This window comes from Cypionkella sinensis (assembly GCF_042646385.1).
In the GTDB taxonomy this organism is placed as follows: Bacteria; Pseudomonadota; Alphaproteobacteria; order Rhodobacterales; family Rhodobacteraceae; genus Cypionkella; species Cypionkella sinensis.
Window position 1 is genome coordinate 166,918 of record NZ_JBHRTO010000001.1, and the last position, 18,472, is coordinate 185,389.

Consider the following 18,472-nt stretch of genomic DNA (forward strand, 5'->3'; position numbering starts at 1 on the left):
GTCCCAACTCGGGACCTTTTTTGTTGTAGGGATTTCAGGGGCTTAGGGGTGCGGATTTAAGGAAATCTTAACCTTTGGGCTGTTTTTCGGTTATGCGCTGCGCTTGCGGCTAGGTGCCTGACAGTGGCGGCAGGAGCCTCCGGCTACACGGAATGCCTTGGCATTCCGTTTTGGATATTTGCGCAGAGAGGATGACCAAACCCGCGGCAGAGTTGCGTGCGGTTTGCTTATAGGCGGCGGAAGGTGGGGATGGGGCCTGAGTTGTCGAAGAACGGCACGCCGGGTTGTGGGTGGCCGTTCAGGATGGCGCTGGCTTCGGCGAGGACGACCTCGGTGATGAAGGGCAAATCGAGCGCGCGGGCGGCGGAGAGGCCGATCCAGTGCAGATGCGACAGTTCGGTCAGGGTATCAGAGAAGGTTTCGGTCTCGCCCGCGGCATTGGCGGCAGAGGCGAGGAAAAACCGCGCGTCAAAGCGGCGCGAGCGGCCCGGTGGCGTGATGGCGCGGAACATGAAGCGCAGGGTGCCGGGGGCGGGATCGGGCAGGGCAAGGCCGGTTTCCTCGGTCAATTCGCGCAGGGCGGCTGTGGCGAGGGTGCCGGGGCTGGGGGCATCGGCGGGGCAGTTCATCGTCAGGCGGTGCGCGCATTCGGCGGTCAGGCCGGGCAGGGCATCGGTGGCATCCGCGGCATCGACGCCGCCACCGGGAAACACGTATTTCGATGGCATGAAGGCGGCGGCATGGCCGCGCTGGCCCATCAGCACCTCAAACCCCGAAGCAGCAGGCCGCCACAGCACGATGGTGGCGGCGGGGCGGATCGGCTCGGGCGGGGTGGTCACAGATTTTCCGGGGCAGTGGCCGGGGTGGTGGTGCGGCCAAAGCCGTGCATCCGCTTGGCCCATTGCAGCGCCACCATCGCGCCTTTCAGCCGGGGCAGCAGATAGAGCGACAGCGCGACGGTGCCGATCGAGAAGATGGTGATCAGCGTCACAGGCTCGGGGCGGTATTTCACGAACACATACATCAGAATCGGGGCCATCAGATGCCCGACGATCAGGATGGTAAGATAGGCAGGGCCATCATCTGCGCGCTGCGGCGTGAAATCCTGTGCGCAGACCGGGCAGCTTTCGCGCACCTTGAGATAGCCTTTCAGCAGCGGACCTGCGCCACAATTCGGGCAGCGCCGTGCCCAGCCCCGGCGCAGGGCGGGCCAAGTCGGACGCTCGGCCATCAGATCGTGATCGTGGCTGTGGCCATCGGCGGGCAGGTGCAGGGCGGCGTCGGTCATCGGAATATCCTGAATGCTAGGAATATCGTTTAGCCGATATGGGGACAAAAGTTGAGGGGGCATATGGGGGGGCGGTGCTATGTCGCAATCGCGTCCTCAGGAGCGGCCCTAGGGCCGATCAACATTCAGGCGCTTGTGTGTAGTCCGATCCGGGCGGAAACAGGAAACGCACCGCGTTTCCCCGCCCGCCATCGGCGGGTCGGGCGCTGGCCGGGCCTTTGAGGCCCGGCGGTTTCAGCGGCACTTGCACCGCATGGCGAAGGCGGTGGCCTTCGCCAGATTGTCCAAGGGGAATGTCGATCTGCCCTAACGGCGGCGAAAAAATCTGACGCGGTCTGCGACGGAAACCGCAAGCTGTGGCGTTTATCCTGGCATGAACGCCACGGCAGAGGCTGAGGCGAGATTGAGGAGAACGCAATGTTTAAGAGCAAATCGGAACTGAACGCCAAAGTCGCGCAGTACACTGCGCTTGCAAGCAATCCCAAGCTGGGCGGCTCTGCACTGGTGGTTGTGGCCGCGCTGATGGGGGTGGCCGCCTATGCGCAGGACACCAAGCCGCCGAAGCCGCCGCATGGCGGGTTTGATTTTGCCACGCTGGACACTGACAAGGACGGCAAAGTGACCAAGGCCGAGGTGGAGGCGTTCCGCGCCGCCAAGGTCAAGGAGATGGATGCCAATGGCGATGGCAAGATTTCGGCTGACGAAATGTCTGCGCCGCGCATTGCAGCGGTGACCGAGCGGATCAAGACCCGCTCTGCAGATATGATCAAGAAGCTGGACACGGATGGCGACGGGCAGTTGTCAGCCGCCGAGATGGCGGCGCGTCCGGGGCCGGAAATGCTGTTCGACCGCATCGACGCCAACAAGGATGGCGCGGTGACGCAGGAAGAAGTCGATGCGGCACACAAGGCGATGCACGAAAAGCATGGCAAGGGCCATGGCAAGCATCACAAGCCGCGGCCTCCGATGGAAGACGACATGATGGGCGGGCCGGATGATGCCCCCGATCCGGCCAACTGAGTGATCTGATGCGGTATGCCAGACAGCGGTGATGCACCGCGACGGGTCTGGTCTGGGATGCGGGGTTTGCAGAGAGCGGGCTTCGCATCCATATAGCAGAAAGCTGTTGGCCCATGGGGTTGCCCGCAGCCTGAGGGGTCGGCTTTGCAGCAGGATGACGATGCCGCGTGATACGCTTGCAGATCTGGGGGATGAGGCGCTGGTCGTGCTTTATGCCCATGGCGACCCGGATGCGGCGCGGCTGTTGGCCGGGCGGCTGTTGCCGCGTGTGATGGGCTATGCGGCGCGGATGCTGGGCGAGCGGGCCGAGGCCGAGGATGTGGCGCAAGAGGCGATGCTGCGGCTGTGGCGGGTGGCACCTGAGTGGCGGCAGGGCGAGGCGAAGGTCTCGACCTGGATCTACCGCGTGGTTGCCAATCTGTGCACCGACCGTTTGCGCGCGCGCAGGCGGCATCGGGCCGAGGCGTTGGATGATGTGGCCGAACCTGCGGATGGCGCGGCCAGCGTGGTGGCGGGGATGATCGCCGCGGACCGGATGGCGGCGCTGGACCGGGCCTTGGCGGCTTTGCCCGAGCGGCAGCGCGAAGCGGTGGTGTTGCGGCATATCGAGGGCTTCAGCAATCCCGAGATTGCCGAGATCTTGCAGATTGGTGTGGAAGCGGTGGAAAGTCTGACGGCGCGGGGCAAGCGGGCGCTGGCGGCGGTTTTGGCGGGGCAGCGGGCGGAACTGGGCTATGAGGAGGCGGAGTGATGGATGATCTGGACGATCTGTTGACGGGCGCGAAAGCGGTGTCGATGCCGCCTTCCGATGCGCTGCTGGCACGGGTTCTGGCGGATGCGGCGCAGGTGCAGGCGGGGTTTGTGACGGTGCGGCCTGCGGTGGCGCGCGCCGGTTGGTTTGCGCAGTTGGCGGGGGTGTTCGGCGGGATCGGCTCGCTGGCGGGCGTTGCCACGGCGGCGGTGGTGGGGTTGTTTTTCGGTTTTGTGCAGCCCGATGGCATTGGGGCGGTGGCGGATATGTGGGCAGAGGCCGCGGTGGTGCAGGTGGATCTGATGCCGCAGCTTGATGTGCTTTTGGCAGAGGAATAGGCGATGAGCGAGACAGGGATGCCGAAGCAAGCGGCGGGCAGGGGCTTGCGGATCGCGCTGGCGGTGTCGGTGGCACTTAATCTGGCGGTGGCGGGGATGTTTGCCGGATCGCTGCTGAAAGATCACGAGGATGGCGGGCCGCGTGGGGTGCGCGAGATCGGGTTTGGCCCGTTCTCGGAGGCGTTAAGCCGCGAGGATCGGCGGGCGCTGCGGGCGAACCTGATGGCGAAGATGCCCGAGATGCGGCTGGCGCGGCGTGAGGCGCGGCAGGATGCGCAGAACCTGCTGGCGGTGCTGCGCGCCACACCTTTTGATCCCGCGCAACTGACGGCACTGTTGGAAGCGCAGCGGGCGCGGATGGCGGGGCGGTTCGAGGTGGGGCAAGAGCTGATGCGCGATCTGCTGGTGGGCATGACGCCCGAGGCGCGGCAGGCATTCGCGGATCGGCTGGAGAAGCGCTTGCAGCATGATCCGAAAGGCGGCCCGGAGGGGTATGAGGCCGCACCACCGCCGAAGCCATAAGCCGCGTCAGGCGGCTGTGCGGCTGATCGTGACCTGATTGCGGCCTGCGGATTTGGCGTAAAGCAGGGCGCGGTCGGCGCGGCCTATCAGATCGGCCAAGGCATCCTTGACGCAAGGCAGGTTGGCATCGGCCGAAGTCGCAAGCCCGATCGAGACGGTGACGCGCAGGCTGCCCATATCGCCAATCCGCACAGGCGTTTCTTCGATTGCGTGGCAAAGGCGTTCGGCGATGCCGCGGGCATCTGCCAATGTGGTTTCCGGCAGGGCGATCAAAAACTCCTCTCCGCCAATGCGGGCCAGAAGATCGCCCTCGCGCAGATTGCGGTTCAGCCGCGCCGCCACTTCGATCAACACAGCGTCACCTGCGGCATGGCCCCAGCGGTCGTTCACCGATTTGAAGCGATCCAGATCGACCACCATCACCGCATATTCCTGCCCCGAGCGGCGCGAAATGTCCGCAATCGCGGCCAGTTGCGCCATGCCATAGCGGCGGTTGTGCAGGCCGGTCAGACTGTCAATCACCGATAGGCGCAGGCTGTCTTGCACCGAGGCCCGCAGCGCATCGGCAGCACGCTTGCGCGCCAGCAGGCGCGACAGCCGCAATGCGAGTTCTTCGGCGGGGATGCCGGGGGCCACCAGATCATGCGCGCCAAGATCGAAAACCACCGCCGCCCCAATCGCCGCGCCAACGCTGGATTGCACACAAAACGCCGCATGGCGGGTATGTGTGCGCGAGCGCAGGTCGGACATCAGCCGCAAGCCCGAGCCCGGGCCGTTGAAATCGGATTCGATCACAAACACATCCGGCGTGGCACCGGGGCCTGCGCCATCACTCATTGCTTCTTCGGCTGTGATCGCGATGACGCGTTCGGCCAGATGCGGTGCCATTTCCCGCCGCAGTTTCAGCGCGGTTTCGCTGCGCTGGGTGATCAGCGCGATCATGCCGGGTTGGTAGAACGGGGCCGCGGCCTCGGCCAGACCCAGCATGGCGATGCCGTCGTGATGCTGGGCGAAACCCGCCACCTCGTCGCGCGCGCGCATGAAGCTGCGGATACGGGCCAGCAGGGTTTGGTCATCAATCGGTTTTTGCAGGAAATCATCGGCCCCGGCGCGAAACGCGGCGCAGCGTGCCTTGGCATCGGGCAGCGGTGAGCAGATCACAATGGGCACATGCAGCAGGGCCGGTTCGGCGCGCAGCCGTTCCAACAGCCGCAACCCCGGCATGTCGGGTAATGCGAGTTCCAGCAGGATCAGATCCGGCGCTTCGGTTTGCGCCAGTTTCAGACAGCTTGCACCGTCTGCGGCCAGAACCGGAGTATAGCCAGCAGCCGTCAGCCTGACCTTCATGACGATGCGGTTCGTCGCAACATCGTCCACGATGAGAATCTTGCCGACCATTGTCGAAACGCCCGCGTTAAAGGTTAAGCTTATCGTTCCACTGTGCCGCCGAAAGGGTTAAGAAATCCTTTCTGAAAACATAACCTTTGCGCCGCAATTTTCGTGCGACATGTGCAAAACTTGGGAAAAACAGCATGAATAGGCGGGAATCTGCTGAAACGCTGGCCTTGCAGGCCTTTGCCTGGCTGCTGGCGCAGGATGATCTGGTGGGAATATTCCTTAACGCGACCGGGGCGACGCAGGGCGATTTGGCCAGTCTGGCGCAAGACCCGGTGTTTCTGGGCGCGGTGTTGGACTTTCTGCTGGAAGATGACGCGCGGGTGATCGGTTTTTGCGACAGCGCGGCCTTGCCCTATACCGCGGTGATGCAAGCGCGGATGGGCTTGCCGGGGGGCGAGTTGCCGAACTGGACCTGATTGCGTTTTGCCAGGGTTGCGGGCAGGTTGCAGCCAAATGCGAGACCCTGATGGAGCTGAGGATGATCGAGGCGCTGATTTTCGACAAGGACGGCACGTTGTTTGATTTCCGGCTGTCCTGGGGGGCGTGGACGCGCAACCTGCTGGCCGAATTGGGCGATGCCGATGGGCGCTTGGCGCAGGTGTTGGGCTATGATGCGGCGCGCAATGATTTTGCAAAGGGTAGCCCGGTGATCGCGATGACGACGCCGGAAATCGCCGATATTCTGCTGCCGCATCTGCCGGGTTTGCCGCTGTCGGAACTGCTGGAGCGGATGATCCAGCTTGCGGCGGATGCGCCGATGGTGCCTGCGGTTGATCTGCCTGCGGTGCTGGGCGCTTTGCGCGCGCGCGGGATCAAGCTGGGGCTGGCGACCAATGACACCGAGATTCCGGCGCGGCGGCATCTGGCGGGGGCCGGGGTGTTGGAATTGTTCGATTTCGTGGCGGGTTGTGATTCTGGTTTTGGCGGCAAGCCCGCGCCGGGGCAACTTCTGGCTTTTGTGGCGCAATGCGGTTTGACGCACGCGCGGGTTGCCATGGTCGGCGATAGTTTGCATGATCTGGATGCGGGCCGTGCGGCTGGCATGAAAGCGGTGGCGGTGCTGACCGGGATCGCAACGCGCGCTGATCTTGAGGCCCATGCTGATGTGGTGCTGACCAATATCGGCGAGTTGGGGCCTTGGATTGACGGCTTGAACGCCGCCTAAGCGGAGTGTCGCGCAAAAAACGACACATTTGCGTCGGGAACGTGGTGCGCTAAGCGCTTTGGTTTCGTTCATCTTAGGCTCCAGCAGTGACCAAGGTTTTGGTTACAGGAATGGAGACGCCAGATGAGCGATGACGCAAGCCGCAAACGTGCCCGTGCCGGAGGCCGCGCGGGCAACAAAAGCCGCGCAGGCACCGCGATTATTGATCAGATGCCATGGCGGATTCCGGTTAACCCAGATCGCCCGATTGAACCGCTGGATGCCGAGGGCGTGCAGGCGGTTCATAAGGCCACGATGCGGATTCTGAAGGAAATCGGCATCGAGTTTTTGAACCCTGACGCGGTGGCGCATCTGAAGCGCGCGGGCTGTGTGGTGAACGGCACAAACGTCAAGATGGACGAAGATTTCGTCATGGAGATGCTGTCCCACGCGCCGGAAAGCTTCACCATTACCCCGCGCAACCCCGAGCGTGAGTTGATCATGGGCGGCAAGCATATGCTGTTCGTGAACGTGTCGTCTCCGCCGAACGCCTGGGATCTGGAGCGTGGCAAACGCACCGGCGATTTTGCGACCTTCAAGGAATTCATGAAGCTGACGCAGTACTTTAACTGTATCCATATCGCGGGCGGCTATCCGGTGGAGCCGGTGGATATCCACGCCTCGATCCGGCATCTGGATTGCTTGTATGAAAAGCTGACGCTGACCGACAAGGTCGTCCACGCCTATAGCTTGGGCGCCGAGCGGGTCGAGGATGTGATGGAGATGGTCCGCATCGCGGGCGGTCTTTCCCACGAAGAATTTGAAGCCAAGCCGCGGATGTATACCAACATCAACTCGGTCTCGCCGTTGCAGCACGACTATCCGATGCTGGACGGCGCGATGCGGTTGGCGAAACGCGGCCAACCCGTGGTGATCACGCCGTTTACATTGGCCGGGGCAATGGCGCCGGTGACGATGTCGGGTGCGGTGACGCTGTCGCTGGCCGAGGGCCTGGCGGCGGTGGCGCTGTTGCAGTTCATCAACCCCGGCTGCCCGGTGGCTTTGGGCACCTTTACCAGCAACGTCGATATGAAATCGGGCGCACCTGCGTTCGGCACCCCGGAATATATGCGCGCGACGCAGATGACCGGGCAGTTGGTGCGGCATTACAAACTGCCGATGCGCTCTTCCGGCACCTGTGCGGCCAACGTGCCGGATGGTCAGGCGATGTGGGAGACCTCGAACAGCCTGTGGGCGGCGGTGCAATCGCGCACCAACATGGTCTATCACGCGGCGGGCTGGCTGGAGGGCGGGCTGATCGCCAGCCCTGAAAAGTTCATCATGGACTGCGAAGTGTTGCAGATGATCCAGCGCTATTTCGAGGATTCGGTGACGGCGACGACCCCGGACGATCTGGCGTTTGATGCGATCAAGGGCGTCGGGCCTGGCGGGCATTACTTTGGCTGCCAGCATACTCAGGACCGCTATGCGACGGCGTTTTATGCCCCGATCGTGTCAGACTGGCGCAACTATGAGGCTTGGCAGCAGGACGGTTCGATCTGGACGGTGGAGCGGGCGCACCGCATCTACAAGCAGATCATCGCAGAATTTGAAGCGCCAGAAATGAACGGCGATCATCAGGAAGAATTGCGGCAATTCGTGGCAAAGCGCAAGCAAGAGGGCGGCGCGCCGACAGATTTCTGATTGATAACAACAGGTTAGAAATGGCCCGTGCAAAGCATTGCGCGGGCCTTTTGCTTGCGGGGGCTAGCAGCGGTTTGGCAATTGTTAACGCCCTGCGCCTAAGCTGAACGGGCGAATCATATTGCGAGTATCCCGATGCACGGCCTGATCAACCGCTCGATCCAGTGTTTTCTGCGTGACACCTATGGCAATGCCAGTTGGTCGGCGATTGCGGGCGCTGCGGGCTTGGGCTTTGATAACTTTGAGCCGTTGATGATCTATGACACCGCGCTGACCGAAAATGTCATCGCGGCGGCGGCGGGCTATTTGCAGCGCCCGCGCGAAACCGTGCTGGAAGATCTGGGCACATATCTGGTGTCACATCCCAATCTTGAGGCGTTGCGACGGCTGTTGCGCTTTGGCGGGGTCAGTTTTCTGGATTTTCTGCACTCGATGGAAGATCTGCCGGAACATGGCCGTCTGGGCCTGCCCGATCTGGAGGTGCCGGATTTCGCGCTGACCGATCAGGGTGACGGGCGGTTCTTGCTGCATGTGTCGCAATTGATTGACGGCGTTGGGCATGTGGCAGTTGGCCTGCTGCGGGCGATGGCGGATGATTATGGCGCACTGGTGGTGCTGGAACATGCCGGTGTAGAGGCGGGGCGCGAGGTGGTTTCGGTGCATCTGCTGGACCATGCCTATGCAGAAGGGCGGCGGTTTGAGCTTGCCATGCCGGGGGGCTGAACGGTGCCGGGGGCGACCTTAACCAAAGCCGCGCTGTCGCGGATGATGCCAATGCATATCGGGTTGACGGCGTCGGGCAAGATCAACTCGATTGGCCCGACGCTCGCCAAGCTGATCGAAGGGCCAAGCCCGATAGGCGTGGCGTTTCTGAAAGTGTTCGCGGTGCGCAGGCCTGCGGGCATCACCACGATGGAGGATTTGCGGGCGCGGGCGGGGCAACGACTGCACGTTGATCTGCGCGGAAAAGGCGATACCTTTCGCGGACTTGCAGTGCCGACGGGCGATGGTGGGCTTCTGTTGAACCTGTCATTCGGCATCCGGCTGATTGAGGCTGTGCGCCAACATGCGCTGACCGATGCGGATTTTGCCGCCACCGATATGGCGGTGGAAATGCTCTATCTGGTTGAGGTCAAGCAGGCGGTGATGACCGAATTGCGGCGGCTGAACCTGCGCTTGCAGGGTGCCAAAGCCACCGCCGAGGAACAGGCGCTGACCGATACGCTGACCGGCTTGCGCAACAGGCGGGCGCTGGATCTGTCGCTGCCGGCGTTGATCGGGCAGGGGATGGCTTTCGGGCTGATGCATATTGATCTGGATTACTTCAAACAGGTCAATGACACGCTGGGCCATGCGGCGGGCGATCTTGTGCTGCGCGAAGTTGCCAAGGCTTTGGCGGTGGAAACCCGAACATCGGATATTGTCGCACGTGTTGGTGGGGATGAATTTGTTGTGCTGCTGCCGGGCCTGTCCGACCCAGACCGTCTGCGCCAGATCGCGCGGCGGATTATCGAACGGCTGTCGCAACCGATTGATTTTGAAGGCACGCCTTGCCGGATTTCTGCCTCGATCGGCCTGACAATCTCAACGCTGTATGATCCGCCCGAGGCCGAGCGGATGTTGAGTGATGCGGACGCCGCCCTTTACGCCTCAAAACGGGCGGGGCGGGGGCAGGCGCAGTTTCACGCAGGGTCTGACGATGATCTGCTGTCGGCGTGACGCGGGCTGCGGGTCAGACCGCCAGAAATTCTTTGACGAAAGCGGTGGCGGGCTTGGCGCGGATGTCTTGCGGACGGCCGATTTGTTCGATGCGCCCCATCGACATCACCACCACCAGATCGGCGAGTTCCATGGCTTCGTCCTGATCATGGGTGACGAAAACCGTGGTCAGGCCGGTGGTGTCGTGAATCTCGCGCAGGCCCGCGCGCAACTCTTTGCGCACGCGGGCGTCAAGCGCGCCGAACGGCTCATCCAGCAGCAGCATCCGCGGCTCGATGGCCAAAGCTCGGGCGAGGGCGACGCGCTGACGCTGACCGCCCGAAAGTTGGCTGGGATAGCGCGCGCCGATGTCGGGCAGCTGGATCAACTCCAGCAGTTTGGTGACACGGCGGGCGATTTCGGCCTTGGCGGGGCGCTGGGCGCGGGGGCGGGCGCGCAGGCCATAGGCGATGTTTTCAAACACCGTCATATGGCGGAACAGGGCATAGGATTGAAACACGAACCCGGCGCGGCGTTGCTGCACGGTCAGGTTGGTGGCGTCAGCGGCATCGAACAGCACGCGGCCTGCGGTTGGAAACTCCAGCCCGCCCAAGATGCGCAGCAGGGTGGTTTTGCCCGAACCCGAAGGGCCGAGCAGCGCCACCAAGGCCCCCGAGGGGATCGACAGCGAGACGGGATGCAGGGCAGCCGTTGCGCCGAACTCTTTGGAAATCTGATCAATTTCGATTTGCATGGGGGCACCTTTCACGGGCGATGGGCGGCGGCAAGCTGATCGGCATAGCGCCATTCCAGCAGGGTTTTCAGGGTGAGGGTCAGCAAAGCCAGCAGGGCGAGGACGGCGGCAAGGCTGAAGGCGGCGACCGAGAGATATTCGTTATACAGCATCTCGATGGTGATCGGCATAGTGGCGGTCTGGCCGCGGATCTTGCCCGAGACCACCGCGACCGCGCCGAATTCACCCATGGCGCGGGCGTTGCACAGAAGGACCCCGTAAAGCAGCGCCCAGCGAATGTTGGGCAGGGTGACGGTGAAGAAAATCCGCCAGCCGGATGCGCCGAGGGTGAGGGCGGCTTCCTCTTCGGCGCGGCCTTGTTCGATCATCACGGGGATAAGCTCTCGCGCGACGAAGGGGAAGGTCACGAACATCGAGGCGAGGATGATCGAGGGCAGCGCGAAGACGATGGGATAGCCCTGCGCGACCAGCCAGCCGCCGACGGCGGTGTTGGCGCCGAAGGTCAGCACAAGGCAGAGGCCTGCGACGACCGGCGAGACGGAAAACGGCAGGTCGATCAGGGTGATCAGCAGGGCTTTGCCGCGAAAATCGTATTTGGTGATGAACCATGCGGCGGCGATGCCGAACACCGCATTCAGTGGCACCGCGATGGCGGCAACGATCAGGGTCAATTTGATCGCAGATGCGGCCTCGGGGTTGGCGAGGGATTTCACCGCCTCAACCGCGCCTTTCGACAAAGCCTCGGCGAAGACGGCGACGAGGGGGGCGAACAGCAAGAGGGCGAGGAACAGCACGACCACAAGGATCAGGGCTACGCGGAAGGCCGGGGTTTCGGTGGTGACGGGGCGGTGCGCAGTTTGAATTTGGGGGGTGTCAGACATAGCCAATCCTCCGGCGGCTGAAGACTTGGATGGCGTTGATCATCAGCAGCATTGCGAAGGAAATCAACAGCATGGCGATGCCGATGGCGGTGGCGCCTACGTAATTGAACTCTTCGAGCTTGATCACGATCAGCAGGGGGGCGATCTCGGTTTTCAGCGGGATGTTGCCCGCGATGAAGATGACCGAGCCGTATTCTCCGACCGCGCGGGCGAGCGAGAGGGCAAAGCCGGTCAGGGCGGCGGGGGTCAGCATCGGCAGCACGACACGGCGCAGGGTGTAGGCGCGGGTGGCGCCGAGGGTGGCGGAGGCTTCTTCAACCTCGCGCTCGATTTCCTCGACCACGGGCTGCACGGTGCGGGTGACGAAGGGCAGGCCGACGAAGATCAGCGCCAGCAGGATGCCCCATTGCGTGTAGGCGATCTTGAAGCCGAGGTCGCGGGCGATAGAGCCAAATGCGCCGTTCGGGGCGTAAAGGGCGGTCAGGGCGATGCCTGCGACGGCGGTGGGCAGGGCGAAGGGGAGGTCAACGGCAGCGTCAAGCAGGCGGCGACCGGGGAAGCGGTAGCGCACCAGAACCCATGCCAGCGCCACGCCGAACACGAGGTTGATCACGGCGGCGATGAACGACAGCCGGAACGACAGGTAAAGCGCGCCCCAGATGCGGGGGGTGTTCACCTCGGCCCACAGGCTTGGAAAACCAGCCGTGGCGCCCTTCAAAAGAAGGGCGCCGATGGGGAGGAGGACCACGAGGGACAGCAGGGTGAGGGTGATCCCGGCACTGAGGGCCATGCCGGGAAGCGGGGATCGGTTGATCAATGGGCGCATGAGCTTACTTCGCAGTGTAGATCTGATCGAAGATGCCCCCATCTGCGAAGTGATCTTTCTGCGCCTTGGCCCAGCCGCCAAAGTGGGTGATGTCGACCAGATCAAGCTTCGGGAAGCGGGCGACATCAGCCGGATCGGCCTTGGAGGTATCCCAGCCACGGTAGAAGTCTTTGAAGATGATGGCTTGGGCCTCTGGGGTGTAGAGGAAGTTCAGATAGGCCTCGGCGAGTTTGCGCTGCTCGTCATTGTGGATGTTGGCTTCGACCAAGGCAACGGGCGGTTCGGCCAGGATCGAGACCGAAGGCACCACGATGTCGAATTGATCATCGCCGAGTTCCTTTTCGGCCAAGTAAGCCTCGTTTTCCCAAGCCAGCAGCACATCGCCAATGCCGCGCTGGGCAAAGGTGGTGGTGGCGTCACGCGCGCCTTTGTCCAGCACCGGGACGTGTTCAAACAGGGCTTTGACATAGGCTTGCGGATCGGTGCCGTTCTTTTCCGCCCAAGCCCAGCCGGCCAGATAGTTCCAGCGTGCGCCGCCCGAGGTTTTCGGGTTGGGGGTGATCACCTCGATGTCGTCCTTGATCAGATCGCCCCAATCCTTGATGCCCTTGGGGTTGCCCTCACGCACCAGAAACACGATGGTCGAGGTGTAGGGCGAGGAGTTGTGCGGCAGTTTGGTCTGCCAGTCTGCGGGCAGTTTGCCTTCTTTGGCGATTTTGTCGATGTCGGCGGCGAGGGCGAGGGTGACGACCTGCGCATCCAAACCTTCGATCACCGCGCGGGCTTGCGCACCGGAACCGCCGTGGCTGGCCTCGATGGTGGGCGCGGGGTTGCCTGCCTTCGTGTAGCTTTCGATGAAGGCGGCGTTGAGGTCTTTATAGAGTTCGCGCGTCGGGTCGTAGCTGACGTTCAGCAGGGTTTCGGCGCGGGCGTCTTGGGCTGCGGTGAAGGTCAGATACAGCGCGGAAAGCGCGATCAGCGCGGCTTTGCCCAGCCATTTTTCGCGCACCGGGAAGCCGGTGAACTCGCGCTCGCCGGTGGTGATGGTGACGCGGCCATCAGCGTGGCGCTGTGTGACGGTGCCTTGGGCGGTGATCTGGCCTGCGAGGGTGACGGTGGTCAGCATGGGTTTCTCCTGCGGGATGGTTTGGCGTTTGGCCGGAAAGGGAAGGGCGGGGATGAGGCCGAGGATGGGGGCGCTCATCTTGCGTAGGGGTCCAGGGGTTCGACGCGGGCTTCCCACAGGCGGGTGTCGCGGCCGTGGAGCAATTCCTGCACCGCCGATTGCGGATCACGGGTGAAGCGGACCAGCGGGCTGCCCGAGACACGGTGCGCGCGCCCGGTGCGGCGGTCGATCAGCGAGACCTGATAGGCGCAGGACATCGGAACTGCGCGGCTGAAGTCAGATTGGGGTGCTGCGAACATGGTGCTCTCCTGTGTCTGTCTATCCCTTAATAACGACAGAGTTAGTCGAGTTTAGCAACGGAAAAATAACGCTCTTTTTTGTCGTGATTTTAGAAGAAAATTCTCTTGTGGGGGTTAGGGCGTGGTTTGAGGTGGTTCTGCGCCAGGATTTGTAAAATAGTTATTTACAAACAATATGTTGTAATATTTTTGGAATATATCACGATAAAAATGATAGACATTTAGAATTTTTACCTCATCCTAAGAGGCGAACCAGAAGGGGGGCGATCATGGCCGAACTTGATCAGATTGACCGCAAGATTGTCGCCGAGCTGATGCGCGATGCGACGCTGCCGGTGGCGCAGATTGCTGACCGGGTGGGCTTGTCACAAACGCCGTGCTGGAAGCGGATTCAACGGCTTGAGGCGACGGGAATCGTCACGGGGAGGGTGGCGATGGTCGATCCGGCGCGGCTGGGATTTGGCCTGACGGTGTTTGTCGAGGTGGAAGCGGTAGACCATTCTGCGGAATGGCGCGAGGCCTTCCTGAAGGCGACCGAATCTATCCCCGAGATCATGGAGGTTTACCGTATGGCCGGGGAAATGGATTATCTGCTGCGGATATCGGTGGGCGATACCGCCGATTTTGACGCGCTTTACAAACGCTTGACCGATGCGGTCGCGATCAAGAATTTCACCTCGCATTTCGTGATGGAGCGGATGAAATACGGCACCGCCTATCCGGTGGATACGCAGCGCCGCTAAAGCCTGTGGCGCAGGAAATCTTGCGCAAGCTCGATGCCTGCCGGGGTGATGCTGTGGCCAACGCCGGGCAGCAGATGCAGCGTGGTGTTGACACCTGCGGCGGTCAGCGCGGCTTCGGCAGTGGTGGCCTCGGTCGTGGGCATCACCGGGTCGGCGGTGCCGTGGATCAGCAGCACCGGGGTATGCAGGGCGGGCGTCAGCGGCTGCGGCGTCGCCAGACGCATCGAGAAAGCGACCACCGCGCCGACCGGCCAGCGGCCAGAGGCGACGGCATCCAGCGCCATGATCGAGCCTTGCGAAAAGCCCAGCAGAGCGATGTCTTGCAGGCGGTTCTCCATGCCGTGCCGGGTGATGATGGCGGTCAGGATTTCATCGAATGCGGCGCGGGCCTTGGCTACGCGGGCGGGGCGGTTGGCGGCGGTGACGGCAGCGATCGAAAACCACTGCCGCCCCGGCCCGCCGAAATCATAGGGCTCTGGCGCGTCGGGGTTTTCGGTCTGCGCGCCAAGGCTTTGCGCGATCTGCGCGCCAATCGGGGCGAGGTCGGCGCCGTTGCTGCCGACACCGTGCAGCGTTATCAGCAGCTTGCGGCTCATGTGTTCCAATCCAGCGCGGGGCCGACTGGCACAAGGCCGACCGGGTTCAGGGTTTTGATCGAGTAATAGCCGCGCTTGATATGGTCAATGTTGACCGTTTCACGCACACCGGGAACAGCCAGAACGCGCAGCATATAGGCTTGCAGATGCGGGTAATCGGCGATGCGTTTCAGGTTGGTCTTGAACAGGCCGTGGTAGGCCGCGTCAAAGCGGATCAGGGTGACGAAAGCGCGGATATCGGTTTCGGTCAGGGCGGCCCCGTGCAGATAGGGGCGGTTGTCGGAGAGGCGGGCTTCCAGACTGTCGAGGCAGGCGAACACATCGGCGAAGGCGGCTTCATAGGCGGTTTGGGTGGTGGCAAAGCCCGCGCGATAGACGCCGTTGTTCAGTGCGGGATAGATCGCATCGTTCAGCGCGTCGATCTCGGCACGCAGCGCTTCGGGGTAAAGATCGGGGCCAGAGGCGAGGTTGCCAAAGCCCGAGTTCAGCATCCGCAGGATGTCCGCCGATTCGTTGTTGACCAAAGTGTCGGTCTGTTTGTCCCACAGAACCGGCACGGTGGCGCGGCCCGAGACATGCGGATCGGCGCGGGTGTAAAGCTCGTGCATATAGGTGGCCCCGTGCAGGTGATCGGGCGTGCTGCCGGGATAGCTGCCAAAGCGCCAGCCTTGATCGGTCAGCGTGGGCTCTACCACCGACACACTGATCGCCGATTCGAGGCCTTTGATCTTGCGCGCAATCAGGGTGCGCGAGGCCCAGGGGCAGATCAGCGCGACGTAAAGGTGATAGCGCCCGGCCTCGGCCTTGAAGCCGGATGCGCCGTCAGGGGTGATCCAGTTGCGAAAGCTCGATTGCTGGCGCACGAAGCCACCTTGCGCGTCTTTCGCCTGCACCGGCTGCCAGTTTTCCTGCCATTTGCCATCGACCAGCATGTTACGCCGCTTTCGGTGACAGGGTGATCGGGGTGCCCCAAGGGTCGGTCAGGGCGGCGGGGAGTTTGGCACGCAGGGCGGCAAGTGGGGCAGGGTCCACCAGAATCTCCAGATCGGCCAGCCCAGTGGATGGGAAATTTCGCGGGCCAGCGCCACGGCTGTTCCAGGTGTTGGTCGCCAAATGGTGATGGTAGCCGCCCGCGCCGTAGAAGGCAGCACCGGGGTAGTGGGTGGTGATCTCAAACCCCAAAGCGCCGTTGTAGAACGCCTCGGCCTCGGGCACAGCGCCGGTTTGCAGATGGACATGGCCCACCACGGTGCCCGCCGGGGCTTCGGCGAAAGGGGCCTTCGCGCTGGCGGCGAGGTTGTTCAGATCAAGCCCGATGGTGGCCATCTGGATCTGGCCGTTCTGATGTTTCCACGCGCTGCGGGGGCGGTCGACATAGACTTCGATGCCATTGCCTTCGGGGTCTGACAGATAAATCGCCTCACTGACCAGGTGGTCAGAAGCCCCCTCCAGCGGCAGGCGGGTTTGCGAGGCGTGCAGCAGCCACGCGCCCAGATCGGCGCGGCTGGGCAGCAGGAAGGCGGTGTGAAACAGCCCCGCCTCTTTCGGGCTGCGCCGCCGCGCGGCCTTGTCGGCGCGCAGTTCCAGCAGCGTGGTGTTGCCCGCGCCAAGGCGCAGGGTTTCGCCGTCATTGGCCAGTTCGACCAAGCCAAGCGCTTGTTTATAAAAGGAGGCGACACGCCCGATGTCATTCACCGTCAGGGCGACGCGGCCGATTTCCATGGGAGCTGATGCAGTGGACATGTCGATTCTCCGATTGTGAGGTCAGTTCAGTTTGCGGCCAAGTGCGGCTGCGCCATCGCCCAGCAGGGCTTGCACCACAAGGGCGACGATCCAGAATGCCGGGTATTCCCAGCCGCCATTTTCGTTGGAAAACCAGAAGCCAGCGGCGAAATGCACGGTGACGATGGCCCCCAGCAACACCGGAATCAAGGCCAATGCGACGATGCGGGTGCGGTAGCCCGCGATCAGCGCAAGGCCGCCCAGCAGCTCAACAGCGATCACCAGATAGGCGAGCGGGCCGGGCAGGCCGATGCTTTGGAAAAAACCTGCGGTGCCTGCGGGGGTGAACACGAAGATTTTCAGGCCAGCATGGGCGAGAAACAGCGCGCCAAGGCTGACCCGCAGGATAAGCGCGGCAAGATCGGGGCGGTTTTGAGAGGGCAGGGCGGTCATGGCGATGATCCTTTGGGTTTGGTCGGATGATCGCAACATAACTCTTGCCGCTGTGGTTGATAATTGTGCGGCATGGAAGATCATTGCATCCATATGGGAAGGAATGCTTCAAGCGGCTTGTGGCAGGTGCTGCGCCAGAAAATCAATCAGCACCCGCATTTTCAACGCCAGATGGCGGCCGGAGGGATAAAGCGCAAACACCGCCATCGGCGGTTCTTCGTGCTGCGTCAGCAGGCGCACCAACCGCCCGCTGGCAAGGCTTTCCGCCAGCACGAAATCGGGTGAGGCGGCGATGCCAAGCCCTGCCTCGGCGGCGATCATGCAGGCAGAGGCGTTGGAGAAGGTCAGCCGACCTGTCACGGCAACGCTTTGATTTTGCGAGAAACTCCAGCGGTGTGGGTCGCGGTAATTGGTGTCGATCAGGCAATCGTGGCTGGCCAGATCCTGCGGTGTCTGCGGCGTGCCGCGCTGCGCGAGATAGCCGGGGGCAGCAGCCACGATCAGTTGCGAGGTGCAAAGTTTGCGCGCGATCAGCGTGGTGTCGCGGGGCTTGCCCACCCGCACCGCCATGTCGAAGCCTTCATCGACAAGGTTCACCAGACGGTCGGAAAAATGCACTTCAAGTGCGATGTCGGGATAGGCCTTGGCGAAATCGGCCAGCAGCGGGGCAAGCCGGATGGTGCCAAAGCTGAGCGGCGCGCTAAGGCGGATCTTGCCGCGTGGCAGCAGGGCGGCGTTGCGGGTCTGGGTATCCAGCGCGTCAAATTCGTCAATCAGGCTGCGCAGGCGGTCGAAGTAAGCCTGTCCGGCTTCTGTCGCCGACAAAGCGCGGGTAGTGCGGTGGATCAGCCGCACGCCAAGATCGGATTCGAGTTTCGCCACCAGTTTCGAGGCCTGCCCCGAACTGGTGCCCAGCCGCTGCGCCGCCGCCGCAAAGCTGCCAGTTTCCAGCACAGTGACGAACATCCGTTCGCTCAGCAACCGATCCATGCGTGCGCTTTCAATGGGTAATCGGGTGAAGGGTAGCGCGATTGCTGCGGTTTGGGAAGCAACGCCACACGTCGCTGGAATTGCGCAAGCCGCAGGAGATGTTCAGAACATTCGGGAAAAGTGGCAGCCCGTAGGGCTTCCATTGGTATGTCTGCCAGCGTCTAGGACCGTCTAAAATCCCCATTGTTTCCAATCGCTTGCCCCATTGTGTCGTCTGCC

Annotated in this window: 23 protein-coding genes; 10 read left to right on the forward strand and 13 right to left on the reverse strand. The window is 62.6% G+C overall.

Going from position 1 to position 18,472, the window contains the following annotated elements; all coding sequences use genetic code 11:
• Positions 1-227: 227 nt before the first annotated feature.
• Both ACFOGH_RS00805 and ACFOGH_RS00810 read right to left on the reverse strand, forming a co-directional pair.
• Positions 228-839, reverse strand: a complete 612-nt coding sequence (locus ACFOGH_RS00805; protein ID WP_380071157.1) for an NUDIX hydrolase — start codon at positions 837-839, stop codon at positions 228-230.
• Entirely contained in the window at positions 836-1,231 is a 396-nt protein-coding gene (locus ACFOGH_RS00810; protein ID WP_380073939.1) for a DUF983 domain-containing protein, read from the reverse strand. Before ACFOGH_RS00810 ends, ACFOGH_RS00805 begins: the two co-directional genes overlap by 4 nt.
• Before the next feature lie 474 nt (positions 1,232-1,705).
• On the opposite strand from ACFOGH_RS00810, the gene ACFOGH_RS00815 reads away from it, so the two are divergent.
• The 4 genes from ACFOGH_RS00815 (at position 1,706) to ACFOGH_RS00830 (ending at position 3,919) form a co-directional block, all read left to right on the forward strand.
• Positions 1,706-2,308 carry an EF-hand domain-containing protein gene (locus ACFOGH_RS00815; RefSeq protein WP_380071158.1) on the forward strand — a complete coding sequence of 201 codons (603 nt, stop codon included), beginning with the start codon at positions 1,706-1,708 and terminating at the stop codon, positions 2,306-2,308.
• Positions 2,309-2,462: 154 nt separating this feature from the next.
• Entirely contained in the window at positions 2,463-3,059 is a 597-nt protein-coding gene (locus tag ACFOGH_RS00820) for an RNA polymerase sigma factor (protein WP_380071159.1), read from the forward strand.
• Positions 3,059-3,397: a hypothetical protein gene (locus ACFOGH_RS00825; RefSeq protein ID WP_380071160.1), complete on the forward strand. Its 339-nt coding sequence runs from the start codon at positions 3,059-3,061 to the stop codon at positions 3,395-3,397. Before ACFOGH_RS00820 ends, ACFOGH_RS00825 begins: the two co-directional genes overlap by 1 nt.
• A 3-nt stretch (positions 3,398-3,400) precedes the next feature.
• Positions 3,401-3,919 (forward strand): periplasmic heavy metal sensor, encoded by a 519-nt coding sequence (locus ACFOGH_RS00830; protein WP_380071161.1) that lies wholly within the window; start codon positions 3,401-3,403, stop codon positions 3,917-3,919.
• 6 nt (positions 3,920-3,925) lie between these two features.
• On the opposite strand, the gene ACFOGH_RS00835 is transcribed toward ACFOGH_RS00830, so the two are convergent.
• Positions 3,926-5,317, reverse strand: coding sequence for a diguanylate cyclase (locus ACFOGH_RS00835; RefSeq protein ID WP_380071162.1), 1,392 nt, complete (start codon positions 5,315-5,317; stop codon positions 3,926-3,928).
• A 134-nt stretch (positions 5,318-5,451) separates the two neighbouring features.
• Between ACFOGH_RS00835 and ACFOGH_RS00840 the strand changes: the two genes are divergently transcribed.
• The 5 genes from ACFOGH_RS00840 (at position 5,452) to ACFOGH_RS00860 (ending at position 9,884) form a co-directional block, all read left to right on the forward strand.
• A complete protein-coding gene (locus tag ACFOGH_RS00840; RefSeq protein WP_380071163.1) occupies positions 5,452-5,733 on the forward strand; it encodes a DUF3572 domain-containing protein in 282 nt (93 codons plus the stop codon).
• Positions 5,734-5,795: 62 nt separating this feature from the next.
• Positions 5,796-6,482, forward strand: coding sequence for an HAD family hydrolase (locus ACFOGH_RS00845; protein ID WP_380071164.1), 687 nt, complete (start codon positions 5,796-5,798; stop codon positions 6,480-6,482).
• A gap of 123 nt (positions 6,483-6,605) precedes the next feature.
• Positions 6,606-8,165 carry a trimethylamine methyltransferase family protein gene (locus ACFOGH_RS00850; RefSeq protein WP_380071165.1) on the forward strand — a complete coding sequence of 520 codons (1,560 nt, stop codon included), beginning with the start codon at positions 6,606-6,608 and terminating at the stop codon, positions 8,163-8,165.
• A 135-nt stretch (positions 8,166-8,300) separates the two neighbouring features.
• On the forward strand, positions 8,301-8,888 hold the full coding sequence (locus tag ACFOGH_RS00855) for a heme NO-binding domain-containing protein (protein ID WP_380071166.1): 588 nt from the start codon (positions 8,301-8,303) through the stop codon (positions 8,886-8,888).
• A gap of 51 nt (positions 8,889-8,939) precedes the next feature.
• The gene (locus tag ACFOGH_RS00860; RefSeq protein ID WP_380071167.1) at positions 8,940-9,884 is read left to right on the forward strand and encodes a diguanylate cyclase domain-containing protein; all 945 of its coding nucleotides are present in this window, start codon (positions 8,940-8,942) and stop codon (positions 9,882-9,884) included.
• A gap of 13 nt (positions 9,885-9,897) precedes the next feature.
• Here ACFOGH_RS00860 and ACFOGH_RS00865 read toward each other — a convergent pair whose 3' ends face one another.
• From ACFOGH_RS00865 to ACFOGH_RS00885, 5 genes are all read right to left on the reverse strand, one after another.
• Positions 9,898-10,617 carry a sulfate/molybdate ABC transporter ATP-binding protein gene (locus ACFOGH_RS00865; RefSeq protein WP_380071168.1) on the reverse strand — a complete coding sequence of 240 codons (720 nt, stop codon included), beginning with the start codon at positions 10,615-10,617 and terminating at the stop codon, positions 9,898-9,900.
• Positions 10,618-10,628: 11 nt separating this feature from the next.
• Positions 10,629-11,498, reverse strand: coding sequence for a sulfate ABC transporter permease subunit CysW (cysW, locus tag ACFOGH_RS00870; RefSeq protein ID WP_380071169.1), 870 nt, complete (start codon positions 11,496-11,498; stop codon positions 10,629-10,631).
• Positions 11,491-12,324 (reverse strand): sulfate ABC transporter permease subunit CysT, encoded by an 834-nt coding sequence (cysT, locus tag ACFOGH_RS00875; RefSeq protein WP_380071170.1) that lies wholly within the window; start codon positions 12,322-12,324, stop codon positions 11,491-11,493. The genes cysW and cysT overlap by 8 nt, the downstream gene beginning before the upstream one ends.
• A gap of 4 nt (positions 12,325-12,328) precedes the next feature.
• Positions 12,329-13,450, reverse strand: a complete 1,122-nt coding sequence (locus tag ACFOGH_RS00880) for a sulfate ABC transporter substrate-binding protein (protein WP_380071171.1) — start codon at positions 13,448-13,450, stop codon at positions 12,329-12,331.
• Positions 13,451-13,524: 74 nt separating this feature from the next.
• Complete coding sequence (locus ACFOGH_RS00885; protein ID WP_380071172.1) at positions 13,525-13,749, reverse strand: hypothetical protein; 225 nt, start codon at positions 13,747-13,749, stop codon at positions 13,525-13,527.
• A 269-nt stretch (positions 13,750-14,018) separates the two neighbouring features.
• On the opposite strand from ACFOGH_RS00885, the gene ACFOGH_RS00890 reads away from it, so the two are divergent.
• Complete coding sequence (locus ACFOGH_RS00890) at positions 14,019-14,492, forward strand: Lrp/AsnC family transcriptional regulator (RefSeq protein ID WP_380071173.1); 474 nt, start codon at positions 14,019-14,021, stop codon at positions 14,490-14,492.
• Here ACFOGH_RS00890 and ACFOGH_RS00895 read toward each other — a convergent pair.
• The 5 genes from ACFOGH_RS00895 to ACFOGH_RS00915 all read right to left on the reverse strand — a co-directional run bounded on the left by ACFOGH_RS00895 (position 14,489) and on the right by ACFOGH_RS00915 (position 18,253).
• Positions 14,489-15,088, reverse strand: coding sequence for an alpha/beta hydrolase (locus ACFOGH_RS00895; protein ID WP_380071174.1), 600 nt, complete (start codon positions 15,086-15,088; stop codon positions 14,489-14,491). The two genes, ACFOGH_RS00890 and ACFOGH_RS00895, sit on opposite strands and share 4 nt — an antisense overlap.
• Positions 15,085-16,020, reverse strand: a complete 936-nt coding sequence (locus ACFOGH_RS00900; protein WP_380071175.1) for a glutathione S-transferase family protein — start codon at positions 16,018-16,020, stop codon at positions 15,085-15,087. The genes ACFOGH_RS00895 and ACFOGH_RS00900 overlap by 4 nt, the downstream gene beginning before the upstream one ends.
• Before the next feature lies 1 nt (position 16,021).
• A complete protein-coding gene (locus ACFOGH_RS00905) occupies positions 16,022-16,831 on the reverse strand; it encodes a VOC family protein (protein WP_380071176.1) in 810 nt (269 codons plus the stop codon).
• A 21-nt stretch (positions 16,832-16,852) separates the two neighbouring features.
• The gene (locus ACFOGH_RS00910; RefSeq protein WP_380071177.1) at positions 16,853-17,263 is read right to left on the reverse strand and encodes a DoxX family protein; all 411 of its coding nucleotides are present in this window, start codon (positions 17,261-17,263) and stop codon (positions 16,853-16,855) included.
• 108 nt (positions 17,264-17,371) lie between these two features.
• Complete coding sequence (locus tag ACFOGH_RS00915) at positions 17,372-18,253, reverse strand: LysR family transcriptional regulator (protein ID WP_380071178.1); 882 nt, start codon at positions 18,251-18,253, stop codon at positions 17,372-17,374.
• Positions 18,254-18,472 lie beyond the last annotated feature (219 nt).